We start from the raw sequence: 18,482 nt of genomic DNA on the forward strand, positions 1-18,482 counted from the left end.
AATCGCTTATGACGTCCGGAGGGGATGGAGATGCAGCGGATCGGTGTCATCGGGGCGGGCGCCTGGGGCACGGCGCTGGCCATGGCCGCCCGCCGGGCCGGGCGTGACGTGGTGCTGTGGGCGCGCGAGCCCGAAGTGGTGGCCGCCATCAATGGCAGCCACGAGAACACCCCCTTCCTGGCCGGCGTGGCGCTGGACCCCGCCATCCGCGCCACTGGCGACCTGGCGGAGGCCGTGCGGGCCGACGCTGTGCTGCTGGTGACGCCGGCGCAGCACATCCGCACCACGACGGCGAAGCTGAAGCCCCTGCTGGCCAGCGGCACACCGGTGGTGCTGTGCGCCAAGGGCATCGAGATCGCCACCGGCAGCCTGATGACCGAGGTGACGGCCGGCGAGTTGCCCGGCACGCCGCTGGCCGTGCTGTCCGGCCCTACTTTCGCCGCCGAGGTGGCGCGGGGCCTGCCCACCGCCGTGACCCTGGCCTGCCGTGACGCGGCCCTGAGCCAGGGCCTGGCCCAGGCCCTGGGAAGCCTGACGTTCCGCCCCTATGCCAGCGACGACCTGGTGGGGGCGGAGATCGGTGGGGCGGTGAAGAACGTGCTGGCCATCGCCTGCGGCATCGTCGCCGGGCGCGCCCTGGGCGACAACGCCCGCGCCGCCCTGATCACCCGCGGACTGGCGGAGATCGCCCGCCTGGGCCAGTCGCTGGGCGCCAGGCCGGAAACCTTCATGGGCCTGTCCGGCCTGGGTGACCTGACGCTGACCTGCGGCAGCCTGCAATCCCGCAACATGTCGCTGGGCCATGCCCTGGGCCAGGGGCAGCCCCTGGCCACCATCCTGGCCGGCCGCAATTCCGTGGCGGAGGGCGTCTACACAGCGGAAGCCGTGGTGCGCCTGGCGGCCCGCCGGGGCGTGGACATGCCCATCTGCCAGGCGGTGGATGCCATCCTGAACCATGGCGCCGACGTCAACGCCACCATCCAATCCCTGTTGTCCCGCCCCCTCAAGCCCGAGGGCGCATAAGCCTTACCGGAGAGCCGTTCCCATGCACTTCGCCATCACCTGCACCGACAAGCCCGGCAACCTGGACCTGCGCCTGGCCACCCGCCCGAAGCACCTGGAATATCTGGATAGCCAGGTGGCCCATATCGTCGTGGCCGGTCCCCTGCTGGACGCCGAGGGCAAGAACCCCGTGGGCAGCCTGTTGGTCGTGGATTTCCCCGACGAAGCTGCCGCCCAGGCCTTCGCCGCCGCCGACCCTTATGCCCAAGCCGGTGTTTTCGAATCCGTAATGATCCAACCCTTCCGCGTCGTTTATCCGAAGGCCTGATCGGCAGCACCGCCACCGCCATCCCAGTTTTTCCCTAGGCCGCGCCCCCGTTTAAATACAAGGGGGCCGCCGGAGATTTACGGGGAGCCGCAGGCGGACTGGAAGTCGAGGATAAGCCAAGCGGTCAGGTGGCCGCGTCCGGCGCCTGAGGGAACAAGGAAACAAGAGATGCCCTACTGGCTGGTGAAGTCGGAACCCTTCAAATATGCGTGGGACAAGTTCGTGGCCGACGGCCGCACCCATTGGGATGGCGTGCGCAATTACCAGGCCGCCAACAACCTGAAGGCCATGAAGGTGGGCGACCGCGCCTTCTTCTATCACTCCAACGAGGGGCTGGAGATCGTGGGCATCGCCGAGGTGGTGCGCGAGGCCTACCCCGACCCGTCGGATGAAAGCGGCCGCTTCGTCATGGTGGATCTGAAGCCGGTGATGCCGGTGAAGACGCCCCTGACGCTGAAGGAGATCAAGGCCGACCCCGAGCTGTCCAGCATGGCCCTGGTGCGCCAGTCGCGCCTGTCCGTCTGCCCCATCACGGATGCGGAGTGGAAGGGCGCCTGCCAACGCATGGGCGTTGATGCCTGAGGCGAAAGATGCAGGACGGCACCACCGACGCCATCTACGTCATTAACCCAGCAAGCCTTGCCTTTAGCCACCACCTTAGCCTCGGCCTTTGGAGCCTGACGGCGGTGGTCTGCGCGATCGTAGTCGCAGCGAGGGGCCGGAGGGGATGGGGGCTGGTCATTAGTGTTGCCCTCCTGCTACCGCCCCTCGGGGCGTTGCCGTTTCAGACTTTCACCCACTTCAACTTGGCCGAATATGTGGTGGAGGCGGCCCTGCCCATGTCCATGGTGTTGGGCGGCGCCGGAGCCTTAAGCGGTGTAGCGCTCGGCGCAGTACTCCGCTGGGGCCGCAGTCGCATCCGATTGGAGCGTCCATCATGATACCGACGCCACTATGTCACCTGGCGGACATCGCGGATGGCCAGGCCAAGGGGATCACCTGGGGCAGCGGCAGCGCGCGCGAGGAAATCCTGGTGGCCCGCCGGGGCGACCGGGCCTTCGCCTACCACAACCGCTGTCCCCATGTCGGCACCACCCTGGACTGGACGCCCGACCAGTTCATGAGCGCCGACGGCCGCCACCTGCAGTGCGCCACCCATGGCGCCCTGTTCCGGGTGGAGGATGGCCTGTGCATTCACGGCCCCTGCGCCGGCCGCAGCCTGACGCCGGTGCGGGTGCGCGTCGAGGACGGCGCCGTCCACCTGGACGGCTGATCAGGCGCCCCCGACATAGGCCGCCAGTTCCTCCGGCGTGCCGGCGGGAAACGCCTCCTTCAAGTAATCCAGGAAGGCTGAGACCCGCGCGCTGAGCAGGCGTCGTGAGGGATAGAGCGCCCACAGGGCGATCTCCGGCCCCTCCACATCCCCCCAATGCACCAGTGTGCCGGCGGCCAGGTCATGGCTCACCAGGGAAATGGGCAGCCGCGCGGCGCCGACGCCCGCCCGGACGGCATCGCGGACCATGACCAGCGACGACAGGTGCAGCACCGTGTCCACCGCGATGCGCGCCCGTCCCGCCGGCCCCACGACATCCCAGGTCCCGCCCCCGCCCGCCGGCCCCCGCACCACGGCCGGTACCGTGCGGTCGTCCGCCTGCCCGTCGAGGTGGGGCCGGGCCAGATGCGGGCTGGCGACGACGACCAGGCGGTCGCGCAGGAAGCTGCGCCCGACCAGGCTTTCGTCCGGATCAGGGTTCACCCGGATCACTAGGTCGTAGCCTTCCTCCACCATATCGACGGGCCGGTCCTCCGTCGTGACCTCCAACCGGACGTCGGGGTATTTCAGCGCGAAGCCGGCGGCGATCCTGCCCATGGCGGTCTGCGAGAACAGCAGCGGCGCACTCACCCGCAGCCGCCCCCGCGGCCGATCCCCACCCGACGCGATCGCCGCCGCCGTCTCGTCCAGTTCGGTCAGCAGCGCGCCCGTCCGCTGGAACAGGGCCCGCCCCTCCTCCGTCAGCTTCAGAAGCCGGCCGCCACGCTCGAACAGGCGCAGGTTCAGGGCGGCCTCCAGCTCGGCCACGCGGCGGGACAGGGTCGCCTTGGGCCGGCCCGAGGCGCGGGCGGCCCGCCCGAACCCGCCATGGCGGGCGACAAGATTGAAATCGGCGAGGGCGAGCAGGTCCATCTGTTCCACCATAGAGACGATATGTCCAAATCTACCGTCTATCGGCCCGGATATGGATCATTAAATTTGGGGTGTCTTCAAACGCCAGCCACGGCCCAGCCGGGCACCCTGGCAAATCCATTCCGAGCGAGGAGCGCCATCATGATCTATTCGACCGCCACCGTTCCCGTGAATCCGCAGGGCGAGGCCCCGCTGACCCGCGCCCAGGTCTGGAAGGGCCTGGTGCTGAAGGCCCGTGACGCCCGCCTGTTCCTGCCGCCCAACCTCTGCACCCGCTGCGACGTGGTGGAGGAGAGCGCCACGCACATCGTGCGGGAGGCCACGATCGGCGGTGCCGACCTGCGGGAGATCATCGCCTTCGAGCCTGAGGCCAAGGTCACCTTCTTCCAGGCCACCGGCCCGCGCGAGGGCGCCATCGTCAACGAGCTGGTCGAGGATGCCGACGGCGCGCTTCAGCTCCGCTTCTATTGCTATCTCGGCCTGCGCGGCAAGGAACCGAACGGGGCCGAGGAACAGGCCGAGCAGGCGCAGTTCGACAGCGACCGGGGCTACAAGGCCGCCCTGCTGTCGACGCTGAAGCGGACCCGCGATCTGCTGGCGGAAGGCCGGCTCTGATCGACGCCCCTACCATCCACGCGGGGCGCCGCCCAGCCGGCGTCCCCTTTTCCGAGGCAGCATCATGCAAAATTCCGTAATGGACAGCACCCCGCCCAAGATCCTGGTCCTGGGTGCCACCGGTCCCACCGGCCGTCTGATTGTTCGCCAGGCGATCGCGCAGGGGTATGACGTCACCGTGCTGGCGCGTTCCGCCGAAAAGGCGCGAGGGCTCGACGGGGCGACGCCCGTCCTCGGGGACGCCCGCAATGAGACCGTCCTGCGCCAGGCCCTCAAGGGGCGGGACGCCGTCATCAGCGCGCTGGGCACGCCGGCCAGCCCGTTCCGTGAGGTGACATCCCTTTCGACCGCGACGCGGGCCCTGGTGGACGCGATGAAGGCCGAGGGTGTCAACCGCCTAGTCTGCATCACGGGGATAGGCGCCGGCGACAGCGCCGGGCACGGCGGCTTCCTGTTCGACAGGCTGATCTTCCCGCTGCTGCTGCGCAAGGTCTACGCCGACAAGAACCGGCAGGAGGCCATCGTCAGGGACAGCGGGCTGGACTGGGTTCTCGTCCGTCCGACCATCCTGAACAACAAGCCCAGCCGCGGCGGCGTCCGCGCGCTGACCGACCTGACCGGCGTCCACGGTGGAACCATATCGCGGGCGGATGTCGCGGGCTTCGTCCTGAAGCAGGTGCGCGACGACACCTGGCGGCGCCGTGCCCCGCTGATCACGTGGTGACGGCGCGCCGGTGCCGTTAAGCCGATCGGGTCTTCATGGTGGCGGCGAAGTCCTCGGTCGTGGTGACCATGCGGCGGGCGATCACACCCACCTCGCGCGCCACGTCGGCGACGGTGGGGGCGGACAGCGTATCGGCGGCGTCATTGGCGACCGCCGCCGAGGACGAGCCCCTCTCCGCCGTGGCCAGACCCGAGGTGGTACGGGTCACGGCCGGATGGGACAGCGCGCGCAGCACGCTGTCGATGGCCATGAGGCTGGTACGGCTGCTGATCTGGCTCAGCCGGCCGATCAGATCCGTCGTATCATGTCCCGTACCGTTGTCCCCAACACCCGTGGTCATGGGCATCCCTATCCGCGCAAAGTCCGGGCCGGAAGGTGGCCCGCCCCGAATGACAATAGCGGCATTATGAATAACACAAGATGAACACGGGCGGGAGCCGCACCGAAGGGGAAAGGACATTGGGGAAAACCATCCTTTCGCGTCACCCTGAATGGTTGGCGGGGTGATCCATGTCATGGACCCACCGTCCCGCCCTGGTTTTTCATGATTCCCAGCCCCGGAAAAGTCGGCAAACCCGTGAATTGCCGTGAATTTGCCGGCGGCCGCAACGGCCCCATGCTTGTGGAATGCGGGGGCAAGAGGGATACTCGGCCCGGCAAGCGATGGCGATCGCCGCACCAGGCCCGACAGACAGGGCCGGCCAGGGTCCCCCGGTAGGGAGGGGCCAGGCCGGACACGGGTGGCGGCCTCAGCAGGCCCCGGCCGGCGACAACACATCAGGGAAGGAAACCAAGGTCCCATGAGCAACAACACCCTGTTCCCCGTTCCCGACGCGGTGGCGGCAGACGCCTGGGTCGACGCGACCAAGTATCAGCAGATGTACGACCGCTCGATCAGCGATCCGGACGGATTCTGGGGCGAGCATGGCCGCCGGCTGGACTGGATCAAGCCCTACACCAAGGTGAAGAACACCAGCTTCACCGGCGACATCTCCATCCGCTGGTATGAGGACGGGGTGCTGAACGCCTGCGCGAACTGCGTGGATCGCCACCTGCCCGCGCGCGCCGACCAGACCGCCATCCTGTGGGAAGGCGACAGCCCGTCCGAGCACAAGCACATCACCTATTCCGAGCTGTACGACAACGTCACCCGCCTGGCCAACGTGCTGAAGGCGCGCGGCGTCAAGAAGGGCGACCGGGTCACCATCTACCTGCCCATGATCCCGGAGGCGGCCTACGCCATGCTGGCCTGCGCCCGCATCGGCGCCGTTCATTCCGTGGTGTTCGGCGGCTTCTCCCCCGACAGCTTGAAAGACCGGGTGCAGGACTGCGGCAGCACCGTGGTCATCACCGCGGACGAGGGCCTGCGCGGTGGCCGCAAGGTGGGCCTGAAAGTCAACGCCGACCAGGCGCTGAAGGCTTGCCCCGGCGTGGACACCGTCATCGTCGTGCGCCGCACCGGCGGCGCGGTGAACTGGGTCGAGGGCCGGGACATCTGGTACCACGAGGCCCTCGCAGCCGCCTCTCCCGATTGCCCGCCGGAGCCGATGAACGCGGAAGACCCGCTGTTCATCCTTTACACCTCCGGTTCCACCGGCAAGCCCAAGGGCGTGCTGCACACCACCGGCGGCTACCTGGTCTACGCCAGCATGACGCACCAGTACGTCTTCGATTACCACGAGGGCGACGTCTACTGGTGCACGGCGGACGTGGGCTGGGTCACGGGTCACAGCTACATCCTGTACGGGCCCCTGGCCAACGGCGCCGTCACCCTGATGTTCGAAGGCGTGCCCAATTACCCGGACAGCGGCCGGTTCTGGCAGGTCATCGACAAGCACAAGGTCAACATCTTCTACACCGCCCCCACCGCCATCCGGGCATTGATGCGCGAGGGCGAAGGGCCGGTGAAGCGCCACAGCCGCAAGAGCCTGCGCCTGCTGGGCTCGGTGGGTGAACCCATCAACCCCGAGGCCTGGCTGTGGTACCACTCCGTGGTGGGTGATGAGCGCTGCCCCATCGTCGACACCTGGTGGCAGACGGAAACCGGCGGCATCCTGATCACCCCGCTGCCCGGTGCCACCGCCACGAAGCCGGGCTCGGCCACCCTGCCCTTCTTCGGGGTGAAGCCGGTCATCGTCGATAACGAGGGCCACCTGCTGGAAGGGGCGACCGAGGGCAACCTCTGCATCGCCGACAGCTGGCCCGGCCAGATGCGCACCGTGTTCGGCGACCACGAGCGCTTCAAGCAGACCTACTTCTCCACCTTCGCCGGCAAGTATTTCACCGGCGACGGCTGCCGCCGGGACGAGGATGGCTATTACTGGATCACCGGCCGCGTGGACGACGTCATCAACGTTTCCGGCCACCGCCTGGGCACGGCCGAGGTGGAAAGCGCCCTGGTCGCCCATCCCAAGGTGGCCGAGGCCGCCGTGGTGGGCTATCCGCACGACATCAAAGGCCAGGGCATCTACGCCTACGTCACCCTGAACGCCGGGGAAAGCCCGTCGGAGGAGTTGCGCAAGGAACTGGTGGCCTGGGTGCGCAAAGAGATCGGGCCCATCGCCACGCCCGACCTGATCCAGTGGGCGCCGGGCCTGCCCAAGACCCGCTCCGGCAAGATCATGCGCCGCATCCTGCGCAAGATCGCCGCCAACGAGCACGAGGCGCTGGGCGACACCTCCACCCTGGCCGACCCCACCGTGGTCACCGACCTGGTGGATAGCCGCATGAACCGGGGCTGAAGCGCGGAATCATGATGAGGGAAAGGCCGGCCGGGGCGACCTGGCCGGCTTTTTTACGCTTGGAAAGCCACCCCTTGCAGCGGCGTGAGGCCTTGCCTCATGCCGCTGTCGGCCGCGACTGCGGCCGCCGGAGATTTCGAGGAGCGTCAGCGGACTGAAATTCGAGCTGAAATTCGAGGACGAGCCCAGCCCGCGGATGCGGGCGCCCGGCGTCTGAGGGACGGCATCAAAGCGCCGTCGGCCGGGGGTCTTCCACCTGGTGCAGGCGCTGGAAGGCCTGCATGGCGACGCGTAGCAGCAAGGTCTTGCGCCGGGCGGCGTTCAGCTTGACCTCGGGCCCCTGGCGCAGGATTTCGGCGCCGTAGCCATCGGCCACGATCAGCCCGCATTCCTCGGGGATCAGCTCCTGGGGGAAGTCCTCGCCCACGGCGAAGTAGAACCGGTCGCAGAATTCCAGATAGTCGCCCCATTTATGGTCGGCGCGAAAATCGGCGACGGAGCTTTTGATCTCGATGATGGTGACCGTGCCATCACCGGCCAAGGCCAGGATGTCGGCGCGGCGGTTGTTGGCCAGCGGCACCTCCAGCATCGAGCGCATACCGTGGTGGACCAGCATGCGGCGCACGCCGCGCGCCAACAGCAGGGCGCGTTCCATGCCCGGCCGGCCGAAGAAGGGCGGCACGGTGGCGGGAATGACGAAGTCGCCTTCATCGCCGGGCGACGAGGGGTCGGACGGCACGGACATGGGATTCAGCCCCGCTTGAAACGCTCCACCTTCTGGACACGATAGCCCAGGCTGGTGGGAAAGCGCTGCTCGGCGCGGAAGCGGGCGTCACGATCGGTGGTGGCGCCGAACAAATAGACCTGCGCCCCCTCGATCATGCCGGCGGCGTCCACGCCATCGGTATTGGCCGCGACGCTGTTCGCGGCCGGAACCACCGTCACCTCCCACAGCCGGCCGTGGACCAGCACCGCCTTGTCCGGCACGATCAAGCGGCGGCGGGGGGCGGACTGCAGTTCCCGCAGCTTGGCATCCGCCTCGGCGCGGGTGGCGCGCAGGGCGGCGACCGCCTCCTCCAAGCCGGCGACCTCGCGGGCGCTGCCCTCGGCCGTGGCCTTGGCCTCGTTGGCGGCGGCGGTGGCGTGGCCCAACTCCTCCTCAAGCCGACCCAAGCGGCGTTCCCGCACGCGGCGATCATCCTCGATGTTGCGCGCCGTCAACGCGAACTGGATCAGGGAATAGAGCAGCAGGATGATGAGGCCGATATTGGCGAGAAGGGCTGCCGACATCAGGAGGCCACCGCCTGCTGGGCGGCACCATCCGGCGCCGGCAGCATGCTGGACAGGATGAAGCCCGCCAACTCGGGAAAGGCTTGGCGGGCCAGGCGCATGGCCTCCGCCTGGTTCTCGGCCCACACCTCCACCACGTGGGGACAGCCGCGCAGATGGCTGTGGGTGGTGGCCGTCTGATTGATGGTCAGCGTCGGGCCCAGGGCCAGGCTGCCGGCGTACAGACGGCGGCCGGTGCCCGGCTCACCCACCTCATGGATCAGTTCGAAATTATCGGCCTGGGCGGCGATCAGCCGGCGCTGCGCTTCCGCCAACTGGTTCTGGATCATGCGCCGCTCCTCCGCCAGGTCGCGGCCCCGGGCCAGGTTCTGGTCGTGCGCCTTCACCGCCTGATCCAAGGCGGTGCGCGTCCTGGCCACCTTGCCCTCAAGTTCCGCCACCGCGTTGCGGGTAGCGTAGAGCAGGGTCTGGCGGAACAGCACCATGGCCACCATGCCGACCGCGCCGAGCAGCGCGATCACGAACAGGCTGATGCTGAATTCCTCAAGCACGACCGCGGCGATCCTTTCGGCGTTCCCATAGAGCCTAGCATTGCCGACAATTTTCCACAAATTGTCGATGGCACCGCCAAGCCGATCCGCCGAGCATAAGAGGCCGGCCGTTCACAAATGGTTATCATCGGTAACGATACAGGTCGACTAGGCCAAAAGCAACCTAGGCGGGAGATTATAGTATTACCTCACGCAGCGCTTTGTGAGAATCCCCGCCCCGCGATCTCCCTCAGGAAGGCGCGGTCCACGGCGGGATAGCGTGAGGGCATCTCCCGCTCGATCGTATCAAGCAGTGTGCGCGCCGCGTCACGGCCGTTGATCTCGGCATACAGCAGGAACCAGGCGGCATAGGTGCGGCCCAGGCCCACGGCGGCCGGGCCGACGGCGACGTCACTGTCCGTCGGCATGACCCAATAGCCCAGGGCGCCGTCGCGGCGCAGCCCAACGAAGGGCAGCTTGGCCAGTGGCAGCCGGGCCGGGGTGCCAGAAGGGGGGGCGGCTTTGGACGGGGGTGGGACGGGGGCCATCGCTTGCCATGACAAGGAATGGTTCAGGCCCCAAGAATTGAGGTGCGGAGCCAGAGAACCTACTTGCCCTGGTATAACGTGGCGAGTCGTGGCCCGCTATCGATGCGGAAGAATAGGTCCCCGCGCCAGGCGGCCGGACAGGGCCGGCGCCCTGGCGCGTGGAAACCGGGCCGGTCGGCCTGACCGGGTGGCGGCCCGACCGGTGGCGGCCGGCTTAGTGGCCGTGGCCGGCGTGGGCCTTGCCGGCCTCGGACAGGACGAAATGGCGGCCGCAATAGGGGCAGTCGATCTTGCCTTCCTTTTCCATGGTCAGATAAACTAGCGGATGGCCCAGGGCGCCGCCCCCGCCATCGCACCCGACGGACGGGGTGTCGACATAGATCGTCTCAATCGGCTGCATGGCCTGCGGCGCTCCATAATAAAGGTCCAGGGCGGGACGAACGTCCCGCCGACGCCGGATCATAGCCAAGCGCGCCGCCGGATCAAGCGTGAGGCGCGGCGCCCGGTTCCCCCTTGGGCGGACCTCCTTGGTGGGGGTGTGACGGCCGTGGTTGACCGTGGTCAAGGCGGGGGTGTACGCCTTTTTGGCCCCGGCTTTCCCGGGCTTTCCCCTTTTTCGGGCCCGCATGTTTCCCGGCCCCGTCATCATGGACCGTCCCGACCCCCATGCCCGACACGCGCGCGCCCGACACCCATCCCGCCCCGTCCGCCTCCGGCGGCAGCCCGCCCGAGCTGGCGATCGAGCTGCGGGGGCTCACCAAGACCTACAAGGCCTCCGGCAAGGCCCCGGCCAAGCTGGCGCTGAAAGGAATCGACCTGGCCATCCCTCGCGGCTCGGTCTATGGCCTGCTGGGCCCTAATGGCGCCGGCAAGTCCACCATGATCAACATCCTGGCGGGCCTGGTGACCAAGAGTGGCGGCACCGCCAAGATCTGGGGCATCGACATCGACCAGGATCCGCGGGCCGCCCGCGCCGCCATCGGCGTGGTGCCCCAGGAACTGAACATGGACCCCTTCTTCACCCCGCGTGAGCTGCTGGACCTGCAGGCTGGCCTGTACGGCGTGCCCAAGCGCGAGCGGCAGACCGACCGCCTGCTGGAAGCGGTGGGCCTAAAGGACAAGGCCAACGCCTACGCCCGCACCCTGTCGGGCGGCATGCGCCGCCGCCTGATGGTGGCCAAGGCCATGGTGCACACCCCGCCGGTGCTGGTGCTGGACGAGCCGACGGCCGGTGTGGACGTGGAACTGCGCCAGTCGCTGTGGGCCCATGTGCGCGAGCTGAACCGCGCCGGCACCACCGTGGTGCTGACCACCCATTACCTGGAAGAGGCGCAGGAGCTGTGCGACAGCATCGCCATCGTCAACCACGGCCAAGTGGTGGCGTGCGACAGCACCGACCGCCTGCTGCGCACCCTGGACCGCAAGGATCTGGTGGCGGTGGTGGACCAGGATCTGACCGAGGTGCCCGGCACGCTGGCCGGCTTTGAGGTCACATTGAAAGGCCGCCAGCTGACGGTGCAGTACCCGCCCAGCCGCGTGAAGGTGGGGGAGGTGCTGAACGCCATCGCCGCCGCCGGCCTGACCATCGTGGACCTCAGCACCAAGGAATCGGACCTGGAGGACATCTTCCTGCAGCTGACCCGCGCGCCCGCCGCCGGCAATGGCGCAGGCTGAGGAAAACGCCCTTTCCCCCACCGCACCGCGCTGGCGCCCCCGCTGGCTGGCGGCGGTAGCACTTGGCCTGTCCGTCACGGCCTGCGCCCCCACCGCCCGGGTGGCCGGGCCGCCGGTGGTCGTCACCCCTCAGCTGACGACGGCGGGGATCACCGCGCGCGACGGCGCCGTCCTGCCCACGCAGTCCTGGCTGCCCGCGGAGGGTCCGCCGCGCGCCGTCATCCTGGCCCTGCACGGCTTCAATGACTACGCCAACTCTTATGACGCCCCCGGCCGCTGGTGGGCGGAGCATGGCGTGGCGACCTACGCCTATGACCAGCGGGGCTTCGGCCGCAACCCCCACCCCGGCGTATGGGCTGGCAGCGACGTCATGGTGCGCGACATGTGGGACGCCGCCGCCGCCCTGCACGACCGCTATCCCGACACGCCGCTGTTCCTGACGGGGGAAAGCATGGGCGGGGCCGTGCTGATGACAGGCCTGGCGGGGCACGCCCTGCCGGCGGGCTTCAAGGGCGTCATCCTGACCGCGCCGGCCGTGTGGTCGCGCGGCACCATGCCCTTTTACCAGCGCTGGGCCCTGGCCATCGCCAACTGGACCGTGCCCTGGCTGAGCCTGACGCCGCCGCGCGGCCTGATCCATGTGCAGGCGTCGGACAACATCCCCATGCTGATCGCCCTGGGCCGCGACCCCCTGGTGGTGAAGGCCACCCGCGTGGACGCGCTGGAGGGCCTGACCGACCTGATGGATGCCGCCATGGATGCCGCCCCGCGCTTCAAGGTGACGTCGCTGGTGATGTACGGCCAGCATGAGGAGCTGATCCCGCGCGAGCCCATGTGCAAGGCCCTGGCCCGGCTGCCGGACACCAGCCAGGGCGGCCCGCGCATCGCCTTCTACCCCACGGCCTGGCATATGATGCTGCGCGACCTGCACGCCCAGATCGTCTGGCAGGACATCCTGGCCTGGGTCACCGACCCGGCCGCCCCCCTGCCCAGCGGCATGGACACCAACCCGGAAATCCCCACGCTGCTGGCCGAGGGGCGCACGCCATGACCGCGACCATTGTTCTGAACGCCGACGACTACGGTTTGTCCCCCGGTGTTTCACAGGGCATCCTGGCCCTGATCCGCCAGGGGCGCCTGTCGGGCACCAGCTGCATGACCGCCACGCCCTTTTGGCCGCAGCACGCGCCCTGGCTGGCGGAGGTGGCGGACCGGGCGGACATCGGCCTGCACCTGACCCTGACGGACCAGGAACCGGCCGGCCCCTGCCCGGCCCTGGCACCCAGTGGTCGCTTCGGCAGCGTGGGCGACCTGATGATGCGGTCCCTGACCGGCCGGCTGATGGACGCTGCATCCCAAGCCGACCTGAAGGCGGAGATCGGGCGCCAGCTGGACCTGTTCGAGGCCCATGCCGGCCGCCCGCCCTCGCATGTCGATGGGCACCAGCATGTGCACCTGCTGCCGGGCGTGCGCGGCCTGGTGCTGGACGCCGTGGCCCGCCGCTACCCCCGCGGCGGCGTCTATGTCCGCGATTGTTCCGAACCGGTGGCCGCCGTGCTGGCGCGCGGGGTGGACAGCGTGAAGGCCCTGATCATCGCCAGCCTGGCGCGGGGCCTGCGCGCCGCCGCCGCCAGGCGCGGCATCCCCACCAACAGGGGCTTTCGCGGCGTCTATGACTTCGGCCCCGGCCGCGATTTCCCGGGGCTGATGGCCAGGTTCCTCGCACCCGCCCAAGACCGGGCCCTGGTCATGGTGCACCCGGCCCTGCCGGATGAGGTGCTGGCCGGGCTGGACCCGGTGGTGGCCAGCCGGCAAGTGGAACAGGCCTATCTGTCGGGCGACGCCTTCGCAGCGCTGCTGGACCGGACCGGTGTGCGGCTGGGCCGCCTGCTGGGTTGACACAAAACGGGTTGACCCCACAAAGCCCCGCGCGCTTCATGCGGCCCCATCACAGCCATTCGCGATCGAGGACCAGGGATGCCGGACCCCCGCAGCGCCAAAGGGCCGTCCAAGGCCGCCCCCAGCAAGCCCGTCCCCGCCGAAGGCGCGGTGGGCGAGAACACCCGGCGCAAGACCTTCCGCATCCTGGGCCTGCCGGCGGTGGCCGCCCTGTTCGCGCGCGACCCCGGCCGGGTGGAGCGGCTGTTCTTCGATGACCGCATGAAGGAAAAGGTGGGCGCCTACTGCGCCGGCCTGGCGCAGGCGCGCAAGGTCTATCGCCTGCTGCCGGCGGAGGAGATGGAGAAGGTGGCGGGCACGCCCCTGCATGGCGGCGTGGTGGCCGTGGCCGCTCCCCGCCCCGTCCTGCCCCTGGATATCGACGAGGCGGCGCGATGGGCGGCGGCGGGCGAGCCGCTGATGATCCTGGACGGCGTGGGCAACCCGCACAACCTGGGCGCCATCGTCCGCACCTGTGCCTTCTTCGGCATCAACCGCCTGGTGCTGTCCGACCACGCCGAGCAGGCCCTACCCTCCGAGGCCGCTTACCGCGTGGCCGAGGGCGGGTTCGAGTATGTGACGCTCCACCAGCTGCCGCGCTTCGCCCAGAGCCTGCGCCACCTGCGCGCCCATTACCGCATCGTCGGCACCGCGCTGGGCGACCATCCCGACCCGGCCGCCGCACTGTCGGCGCCGAACGCCAAGCCCGCCGCCCTGATCCTGGGCAACGAGGAGGTGGGCCTGCCCGCCACCACGCTGCAGGCCTGCCACCAGCTGGTGACCCTGCGGGGCAGCGGCCAGGTGCAGTCGCTGAACGTCTCGGCCACCGCCGCCATCCTGGTGCACGCCCTGGCGACCCCTGGGGCGGCGCCCCCCGGGACCCGGCGGGGCTGATATGCCCCGGCTGATCCTGTTCAACAAACCCTATGACGTGCTGTCGCAGTTCAGCGATGACAGCGGCCGGGCAACGGTGAAGGACTACGTCGACGTACCGGGCGTCTATCCGGCAGGTCGGCTGGACCGGGACAGCGAGGGCCTGCTGGTCCTGAGCGACGACGGCCCCTTCATCCACCGCATCGCCGACCCCAAGCACAAGCTGGCCAAGACCTATTGGGCGCAGGTCGAGGGCGTGCCGGACGAGGCGGCGCTGGCGGCCCTGCGTCGGGGCGTCATGCTGAAGGATGGCCCCACCCTGCCCGCAGGCGCGCGGCTAATGGAGGAACCGGCCGCCCTGTGGCCCCGCGACCCGCCCATCCGCTACCGCGCCGCCATTCCCACCAGCTGGATCGAACTGACCTTGAGGGAGGGGCGCAACCGCCAGGTCCGGCGCATGACGGCCGCGGTGGGTTTCCCCACCTTGCGCCTGGTGCGCTGGTCCGTGGGCGATTGGACGCTGGACGACCTGGCGCCCGGCGCGTGGCGCGACGCGCCATTCCCGGCGGCACCGAAGGCCGCGCCGGTCAGGGCGTCTCGACGATCAAGGTGACGCGCCGGTCGGCGGCGCGGTCATGGTCCGGCGCGTTCGGGTCGGTATTGGCCCCCGGGGGCGACACATGCGGCCGGGTGTCGGCATAGCCCACCGCTCGCAGGCGGTTGGCCGGCACGCCGTCGCTGATCAGCATGCGCACCACCGCGGCGGCGCGGGCGGCCGACAGTTCCCAGTTGCTGGGGAAACGGGCGGTACTGATGGCGTTGCTGTCGGTGTGGCCTTCCACCGTCACCATACCCTTCAGCGATTGCAGAACCGGCACCAGGCGCGACAGGATCTGCTGCCCCTCGTCACCCAGGTCGGCGCGGCCGGAGGCGAACAGCACCCGGTCCTTGATCTCGATGGACAGGCCCTTGCCCCGGGGCGTGACCTGCACATCGGGCGGCAGGTCCTGCGCCTCCAGATCCTGGGCCAGGCGCTTGGCCTCCTCCGTCGGTTCCTCCGCCGGGCCAGCCCCAGGTAACGTATCGGGGGGCAGGGCATCCTGGGGCGGGCGCTGCGGCGGGTAGGGAGGTACCTGCGGTAAGGTGGGGCTGGACATGGACGCCGCCGTCGGGTTCTTCGCCATGTCGCGGGCGGGGGCGCCCACCGGATTGGCCGAGACGGCCACGCGGCCGGCGCCCGGCTGATTGTTGTCGGACTTCAGCTTCAGCCGGCCGTTGATGCCCAGGATGGCCACCATGCCCAGGAACACGATCATCAGCAGCGTGACCATGTCCATGTAGCTGATGACCCACTCCTCCGACTCCTCCGCCGGTTCGCCGGGCATGCGGCCAGGGACGGTGCGGTGCTGGGTTGGGCGGCCGCCGCGGGCATGGCCTCGGACATGCCCGCCCGGGCGGCCGGCGGGCTTGGCCGGAACCGGCGGCGGCACGGTGGCGGTGCCCGGCATCACCGGCGGCGGTACGGGAAGGCCGGAGGCATAGACGCGGGCGGTGTGCCGGGGCTTGGGCGGCGGAGGGGGATCGCCGCCACCGCCGGCCCCGCCACCGGACTGGTCACTAGGCGCCACCCCAGTCCTCCTCCCGCGCGTCGCGCAGGTAATGGTCCAGGCTGTCCTGGATGATGGTGGGGGAGCGGCCGAGGTGGGTCAGCACCACTCCCTCCAGCAGCACGTTCATCAGGGCGACCCGGCGGCCGGTGCGCTGTTCCAGCTTGATGGCGATGGGCTTGAACACCAGGTTGGCCAGCACCAGACCATAGAGGGTGGCCAGCATGGCCACCGCCATGCTGCCCCCGATCAGGCCGATATCGCCCTCGCCCAGGTGCTTCAGCATGCCGACCATGCCGGCCAGCGTGCCCAGCAGGCCGAAGGCGGGGGAGAAGGTGGCCAGGGTGCGGAAGAATCGCGACTGCCCGGCCTCCAACTCCATCTGTTTCTGGATGCGCCAGTTCATGACCTGCAGCAGGTCTTCCAAAGGCTGGGCGTCCACCACCATCTGCAGGCCCAGCCGCAGGAAGGGGTGGGCCACGCGCTGGGCCCGTTCGTCGGCCGCCTGGATGCGCTTCTCATGCAGGTGGCGGGCGACCTCCATCAGTTCGGCAACATCGGCGCGGATGCTGTCGCGGTCGCGCACGATGCCGACCAGGGCGCCCAGGGCGGCGCGGATCTCATCCCCGCGGAAGGCCAGCAGCGCCACGCAGACGACGCCGCCCAGCACGATCAGCAGGCCCTCGGGATTGTAGTAGAAATGCCAGTTGCCGCCGGCGGAGACGACGAACCCCAGCAGGGCGACAGTGGCCAGCACACCCGCCAGCGTCGTGCCGATGAAGCGGGAGGTGACGCCCCCCTTGGCGGGTCCCCGATTGCCGGGCCCGCGATTGCCAGACCCGGGCCTGGCGGCCGGTGCGCTGCGCACCGGGCGCGCGCCGCGTTCATTCACAGTCACGCCCTTGCCCCTAATAACAACGGTATAGGTGCCGCCTGCCCCGGCGGTGCTAGCCACACATTAACCGAGTGGCTCCGGCGAAAACACCCCGCTCAGAAGATCAAGGATTTAGGCGGCAAAACGGCAACGGCCCCGCCCGGGAGATCCAGGCGGGGCCGTATGGTCAGCCGAACCGGTGTGGTTGTTGGGGCGGGATCAGCGGCCCTGGATGGTGATAGTGAGGGTGTCGGTGTAGCTGCCGGCGATGGCCTGGGCGTTGGCGGGGACGGTGACGGCGACGGTGGCGGTCTTGTTGAACTGGGCGGAGGAGCGGACGACGTTGACGCTGCTGCCGCTGGACTGGCCGTCGTAGATGGGGGTGTAGCTGATGGGCTGGGCGCCGGTGGCGGAGGACTTCAGGGTGCCGCCGTTGGCGGAGGAGACGCTGATCTGGTAGCCGGCGCCGTCGTTGCAGGTCTCGACGACGCTGCCGACGGTGACGGCGTTGGAGCCGGTGAGGATATTCAGCTGGGTGCCGGCGTCGGTGACGGCGACGGAGCAGGTCTGGGCGACGGTGCTGTTCAGCTGGATGGTGCCGGAGGCGGCGGCCGTGGCGGCGAGGGCGGGGGCGGCGGCCAGGGAGACCGCGGCGACGGTGGTGGCGGCGATCAGGGAGGCGGCGAAGCGGATCATGACGAAGGGTCCTATCGGTTCGGCTGGGCTTGTTGCCCGATTGCTTTGATGTGAGATGTAACAGCAATCGCGGTGCCAGAACCGGGGCCGGGACGGCATTAATCCGTTAACCAATTGACAGCATTGATTTATCTGACTTATCGCCACGAAGGCGGGCCAGGGCACACCGGTACACCGTTGCGCCATGCACCATGCGAAAGGTTAGGAATTCAGCTGAATCAATGCATTAGGATTTGCAGTCCGCCAGATGGCGGACACGCGAAAGGGCGCCCCGGCGTGGGGCGCCCTCTTCCGAACCTTGGTCTGAGGTGACCGTCGCTGGCGGCTTACTTGCCGGCGATGGTGATGGTCAGGGTGTCGGCATAGCTGCCGGCGATGGCCTGGGCATTGGCGGGCACGGTCACGGAGACGTTGGAGGTCTTGTTGAACTGGGCGCTGGAGCGGGTGACGGCGAAGCTGGCGCCGGAGCCGTTGGTGCCGTCGTAGGTGGTGGTGTAGCTGATGGCGCTGGCACCGGTGGCGGACGACTTCAGCGTGCCGTTGTTGGAAGAGGCAACCGTGATGGTGTAGCCGGCGCCGTCGTTGCAGTTCTCGACCACGCTGCCGACGGCGACGTTGCTGGAGCCCGACAGGATGTTCAGGGTGGCACCGGCATCGGTGACGGCCACGGTGCAGGTCTGGGCGACGGAGCTGTTCAGCTGGATGGTGCCCGACGCGCCGGCGGCGGCGAAAGCGGGGGCGGCGGCGAACAGGGCGACAACAGCGGCGGCGGCGGCGATGCGGATCATGATGAGGTTCCTATCGGTTCGGTGGGGGCTTCAGCGGCCCGGTTGGTTCATGCCTGGTTATAAGCACCC

At 69.0% G+C, this 18,482-nt stretch carries 23 protein-coding genes; 12 read left to right on the top strand and 11 right to left on the bottom strand.

Features of this window, described 5'->3' with window-relative positions:
* The first annotated feature begins 30 nt into the window (after positions 1–30).
* The 4 genes from FBZ87_RS11680 (at position 31) to FBZ87_RS11695 (ending at position 2,603) form a co-directional block, all read left to right on the top strand.
* Positions 31–1,023 (top strand): NAD(P)H-dependent glycerol-3-phosphate dehydrogenase, encoded by a 993-nt coding sequence (locus tag FBZ87_RS11680; RefSeq protein WP_422394459.1) that lies wholly within the window; start codon positions 31–33, stop codon positions 1,021–1,023.
* 22 nt (positions 1,024–1,045) lie between these two features.
* Positions 1,046–1,330 carry a YciI family protein gene (locus FBZ87_RS11685; RefSeq protein WP_145610522.1) on the top strand — a complete coding sequence of 95 codons (285 nt, stop codon included), beginning with the start codon at positions 1,046–1,048 and terminating at the stop codon, positions 1,328–1,330.
* Between the two features lie 168 nt (positions 1,331–1,498).
* Entirely contained in the window at positions 1,499–1,912 is a 414-nt protein-coding gene (locus FBZ87_RS11690) for an EVE domain-containing protein (RefSeq protein ID WP_145610523.1), read from the top strand.
* A gap of 355 nt (positions 1,913–2,267) precedes the next feature.
* Positions 2,268–2,603 (top strand): Rieske (2Fe-2S) protein, encoded by a 336-nt coding sequence (locus FBZ87_RS11695; RefSeq protein WP_145610524.1) that lies wholly within the window; start codon positions 2,268–2,270, stop codon positions 2,601–2,603.
* Here FBZ87_RS11695 and FBZ87_RS11700 read toward each other — a convergent pair whose 3' ends face one another.
* Complete coding sequence (locus FBZ87_RS11700) at positions 2,604–3,515, bottom strand: LysR family transcriptional regulator (protein WP_145610525.1); 912 nt, start codon at positions 3,513–3,515, stop codon at positions 2,604–2,606.
* A gap of 141 nt (positions 3,516–3,656) precedes the next feature.
* Here FBZ87_RS11700 and FBZ87_RS11705 point away from each other — a divergent pair, with 141 nt between their 5' ends.
* Together FBZ87_RS11705 and FBZ87_RS11710 are read left to right on the top strand one after the other, a co-directional pair.
* Positions 3,657–4,130, top strand: coding sequence for an SRPBCC family protein (locus FBZ87_RS11705; protein WP_145610526.1), 474 nt, complete (start codon positions 3,657–3,659; stop codon positions 4,128–4,130).
* A 64-nt stretch (positions 4,131–4,194) separates the two neighbouring features.
* The gene (locus tag FBZ87_RS11710; RefSeq protein WP_145610527.1) at positions 4,195–4,854 is read left to right on the top strand and encodes an NAD(P)-dependent oxidoreductase; all 660 of its coding nucleotides are present in this window, start codon (positions 4,195–4,197) and stop codon (positions 4,852–4,854) included.
* Between the two features lie 16 nt (positions 4,855–4,870).
* Here FBZ87_RS11710 and FBZ87_RS11715 read toward each other — a convergent pair whose 3' ends face one another.
* Positions 4,871–5,194: a hypothetical protein gene (locus FBZ87_RS11715; protein WP_145610528.1), complete on the bottom strand. Its 324-nt coding sequence runs from the start codon at positions 5,192–5,194 to the stop codon at positions 4,871–4,873.
* A 460-nt stretch (positions 5,195–5,654) separates the two neighbouring features.
* Here FBZ87_RS11715 and acs point away from each other — a divergent pair, with 460 nt between their 5' ends.
* Positions 5,655–7,595 carry an acetate--CoA ligase gene (gene acs, locus FBZ87_RS11720; protein WP_145610529.1) on the top strand — a complete coding sequence of 647 codons (1,941 nt, stop codon included), beginning with the start codon at positions 5,655–5,657 and terminating at the stop codon, positions 7,593–7,595.
* Between the two features lie 226 nt (positions 7,596–7,821).
* On the opposite strand, the gene FBZ87_RS11725 is transcribed toward acs, so the two are convergent.
* The 5 genes from FBZ87_RS11725 to FBZ87_RS11745 form a co-directional block, all read right to left on the bottom strand.
* Positions 7,822–8,340 (bottom strand): MmcB family DNA repair protein, encoded by a 519-nt coding sequence (locus FBZ87_RS11725; RefSeq protein ID WP_244411051.1) that lies wholly within the window; start codon positions 8,338–8,340, stop codon positions 7,822–7,824.
* A 5-nt stretch (positions 8,341–8,345) separates the two neighbouring features.
* Positions 8,346–8,885: a hypothetical protein gene (locus FBZ87_RS11730; protein WP_145610530.1), complete on the bottom strand. Its 540-nt coding sequence runs from the start codon at positions 8,883–8,885 to the stop codon at positions 8,346–8,348.
* A complete protein-coding gene (locus FBZ87_RS11735) occupies positions 8,885–9,436 on the bottom strand; it encodes a hypothetical protein (protein WP_145610531.1) in 552 nt (183 codons plus the stop codon). Before FBZ87_RS11735 ends, FBZ87_RS11730 begins: the two co-directional genes overlap by 1 nt.
* A gap of 188 nt (positions 9,437–9,624) precedes the next feature.
* Positions 9,625–9,963, bottom strand: a complete 339-nt coding sequence (locus FBZ87_RS11740) for a hypothetical protein (protein WP_145610532.1) — start codon at positions 9,961–9,963, stop codon at positions 9,625–9,627.
* 214 nt (positions 9,964–10,177) lie between these two features.
* Complete coding sequence (locus tag FBZ87_RS11745; protein WP_040848315.1) at positions 10,178–10,363, bottom strand: zinc-finger domain-containing protein; 186 nt, start codon at positions 10,361–10,363, stop codon at positions 10,178–10,180.
* 266 nt (positions 10,364–10,629) lie between these two features.
* Here FBZ87_RS11745 and FBZ87_RS11750 point away from each other — a divergent pair, with 266 nt between their 5' ends.
* The 5 genes from FBZ87_RS11750 to FBZ87_RS11770 all read left to right on the top strand — a co-directional run bounded on the left by FBZ87_RS11750 (position 10,630) and on the right by FBZ87_RS11770 (position 15,061).
* Positions 10,630–11,637 (top strand): ABC transporter ATP-binding protein, encoded by a 1,008-nt coding sequence (locus FBZ87_RS11750; RefSeq protein ID WP_145610533.1) that lies wholly within the window; start codon positions 10,630–10,632, stop codon positions 11,635–11,637.
* Positions 11,624–12,688, top strand: coding sequence for an alpha/beta hydrolase (locus FBZ87_RS11755; RefSeq protein ID WP_145610534.1), 1,065 nt, complete (start codon positions 11,624–11,626; stop codon positions 12,686–12,688). The genes FBZ87_RS11750 and FBZ87_RS11755 overlap by 14 nt, the downstream gene beginning before the upstream one ends.
* Positions 12,685–13,536, top strand: coding sequence for a ChbG/HpnK family deacetylase (locus tag FBZ87_RS11760; protein WP_145610535.1), 852 nt, complete (start codon positions 12,685–12,687; stop codon positions 13,534–13,536). Before FBZ87_RS11755 ends, FBZ87_RS11760 begins: the two co-directional genes overlap by 4 nt.
* Before the next feature lie 78 nt (positions 13,537–13,614).
* Positions 13,615–14,469, top strand: coding sequence for a TrmH family RNA methyltransferase (locus FBZ87_RS11765; RefSeq protein ID WP_145610536.1), 855 nt, complete (start codon positions 13,615–13,617; stop codon positions 14,467–14,469).
* A gap of 1 nt (position 14,470) precedes the next feature.
* Positions 14,471–15,061, top strand: coding sequence for an rRNA large subunit pseudouridine synthase E (locus FBZ87_RS11770; protein ID WP_145610537.1), 591 nt, complete (start codon positions 14,471–14,473; stop codon positions 15,059–15,061).
* On the opposite strand, the gene FBZ87_RS11775 is transcribed toward FBZ87_RS11770, so the two are convergent.
* The 4 genes from FBZ87_RS11775 to FBZ87_RS11785 form a co-directional block, all read right to left on the bottom strand.
* Positions 15,036–16,076 (bottom strand): OmpA/MotB family protein, encoded by a 1,041-nt coding sequence (locus FBZ87_RS11775; RefSeq protein ID WP_145610538.1) that lies wholly within the window; start codon positions 16,074–16,076, stop codon positions 15,036–15,038. The genes FBZ87_RS11770 and FBZ87_RS11775 overlap by 26 nt on opposite strands.
* The gene (locus tag FBZ87_RS11780; RefSeq protein WP_246134368.1) at positions 16,066–16,953 is read right to left on the bottom strand and encodes a motility protein A; all 888 of its coding nucleotides are present in this window, start codon (positions 16,951–16,953) and stop codon (positions 16,066–16,068) included. Before FBZ87_RS11780 ends, FBZ87_RS11775 begins: the two co-directional genes overlap by 11 nt.
* 195 nt (positions 16,954–17,148) lie before the next feature.
* Entirely contained in the window at positions 17,149–17,625 is a 477-nt protein-coding gene (locus tag FBZ87_RS29160) for a spore coat protein U domain-containing protein (RefSeq protein WP_186454722.1), read from the bottom strand.
* 326 nt (positions 17,626–17,951) lie between these two features.
* Entirely contained in the window at positions 17,952–18,413 is a 462-nt protein-coding gene (locus FBZ87_RS11785) for a Csu type fimbrial protein (protein ID WP_145610539.1), read from the bottom strand.
* Positions 18,414–18,482 lie beyond the last annotated feature (69 nt).

The organism is Nitrospirillum amazonense (genome assembly GCF_007828035.1).
GTDB classification, from domain to species: domain Bacteria; phylum Pseudomonadota; class Alphaproteobacteria; order Azospirillales; family Azospirillaceae; genus Nitrospirillum; species Nitrospirillum amazonense.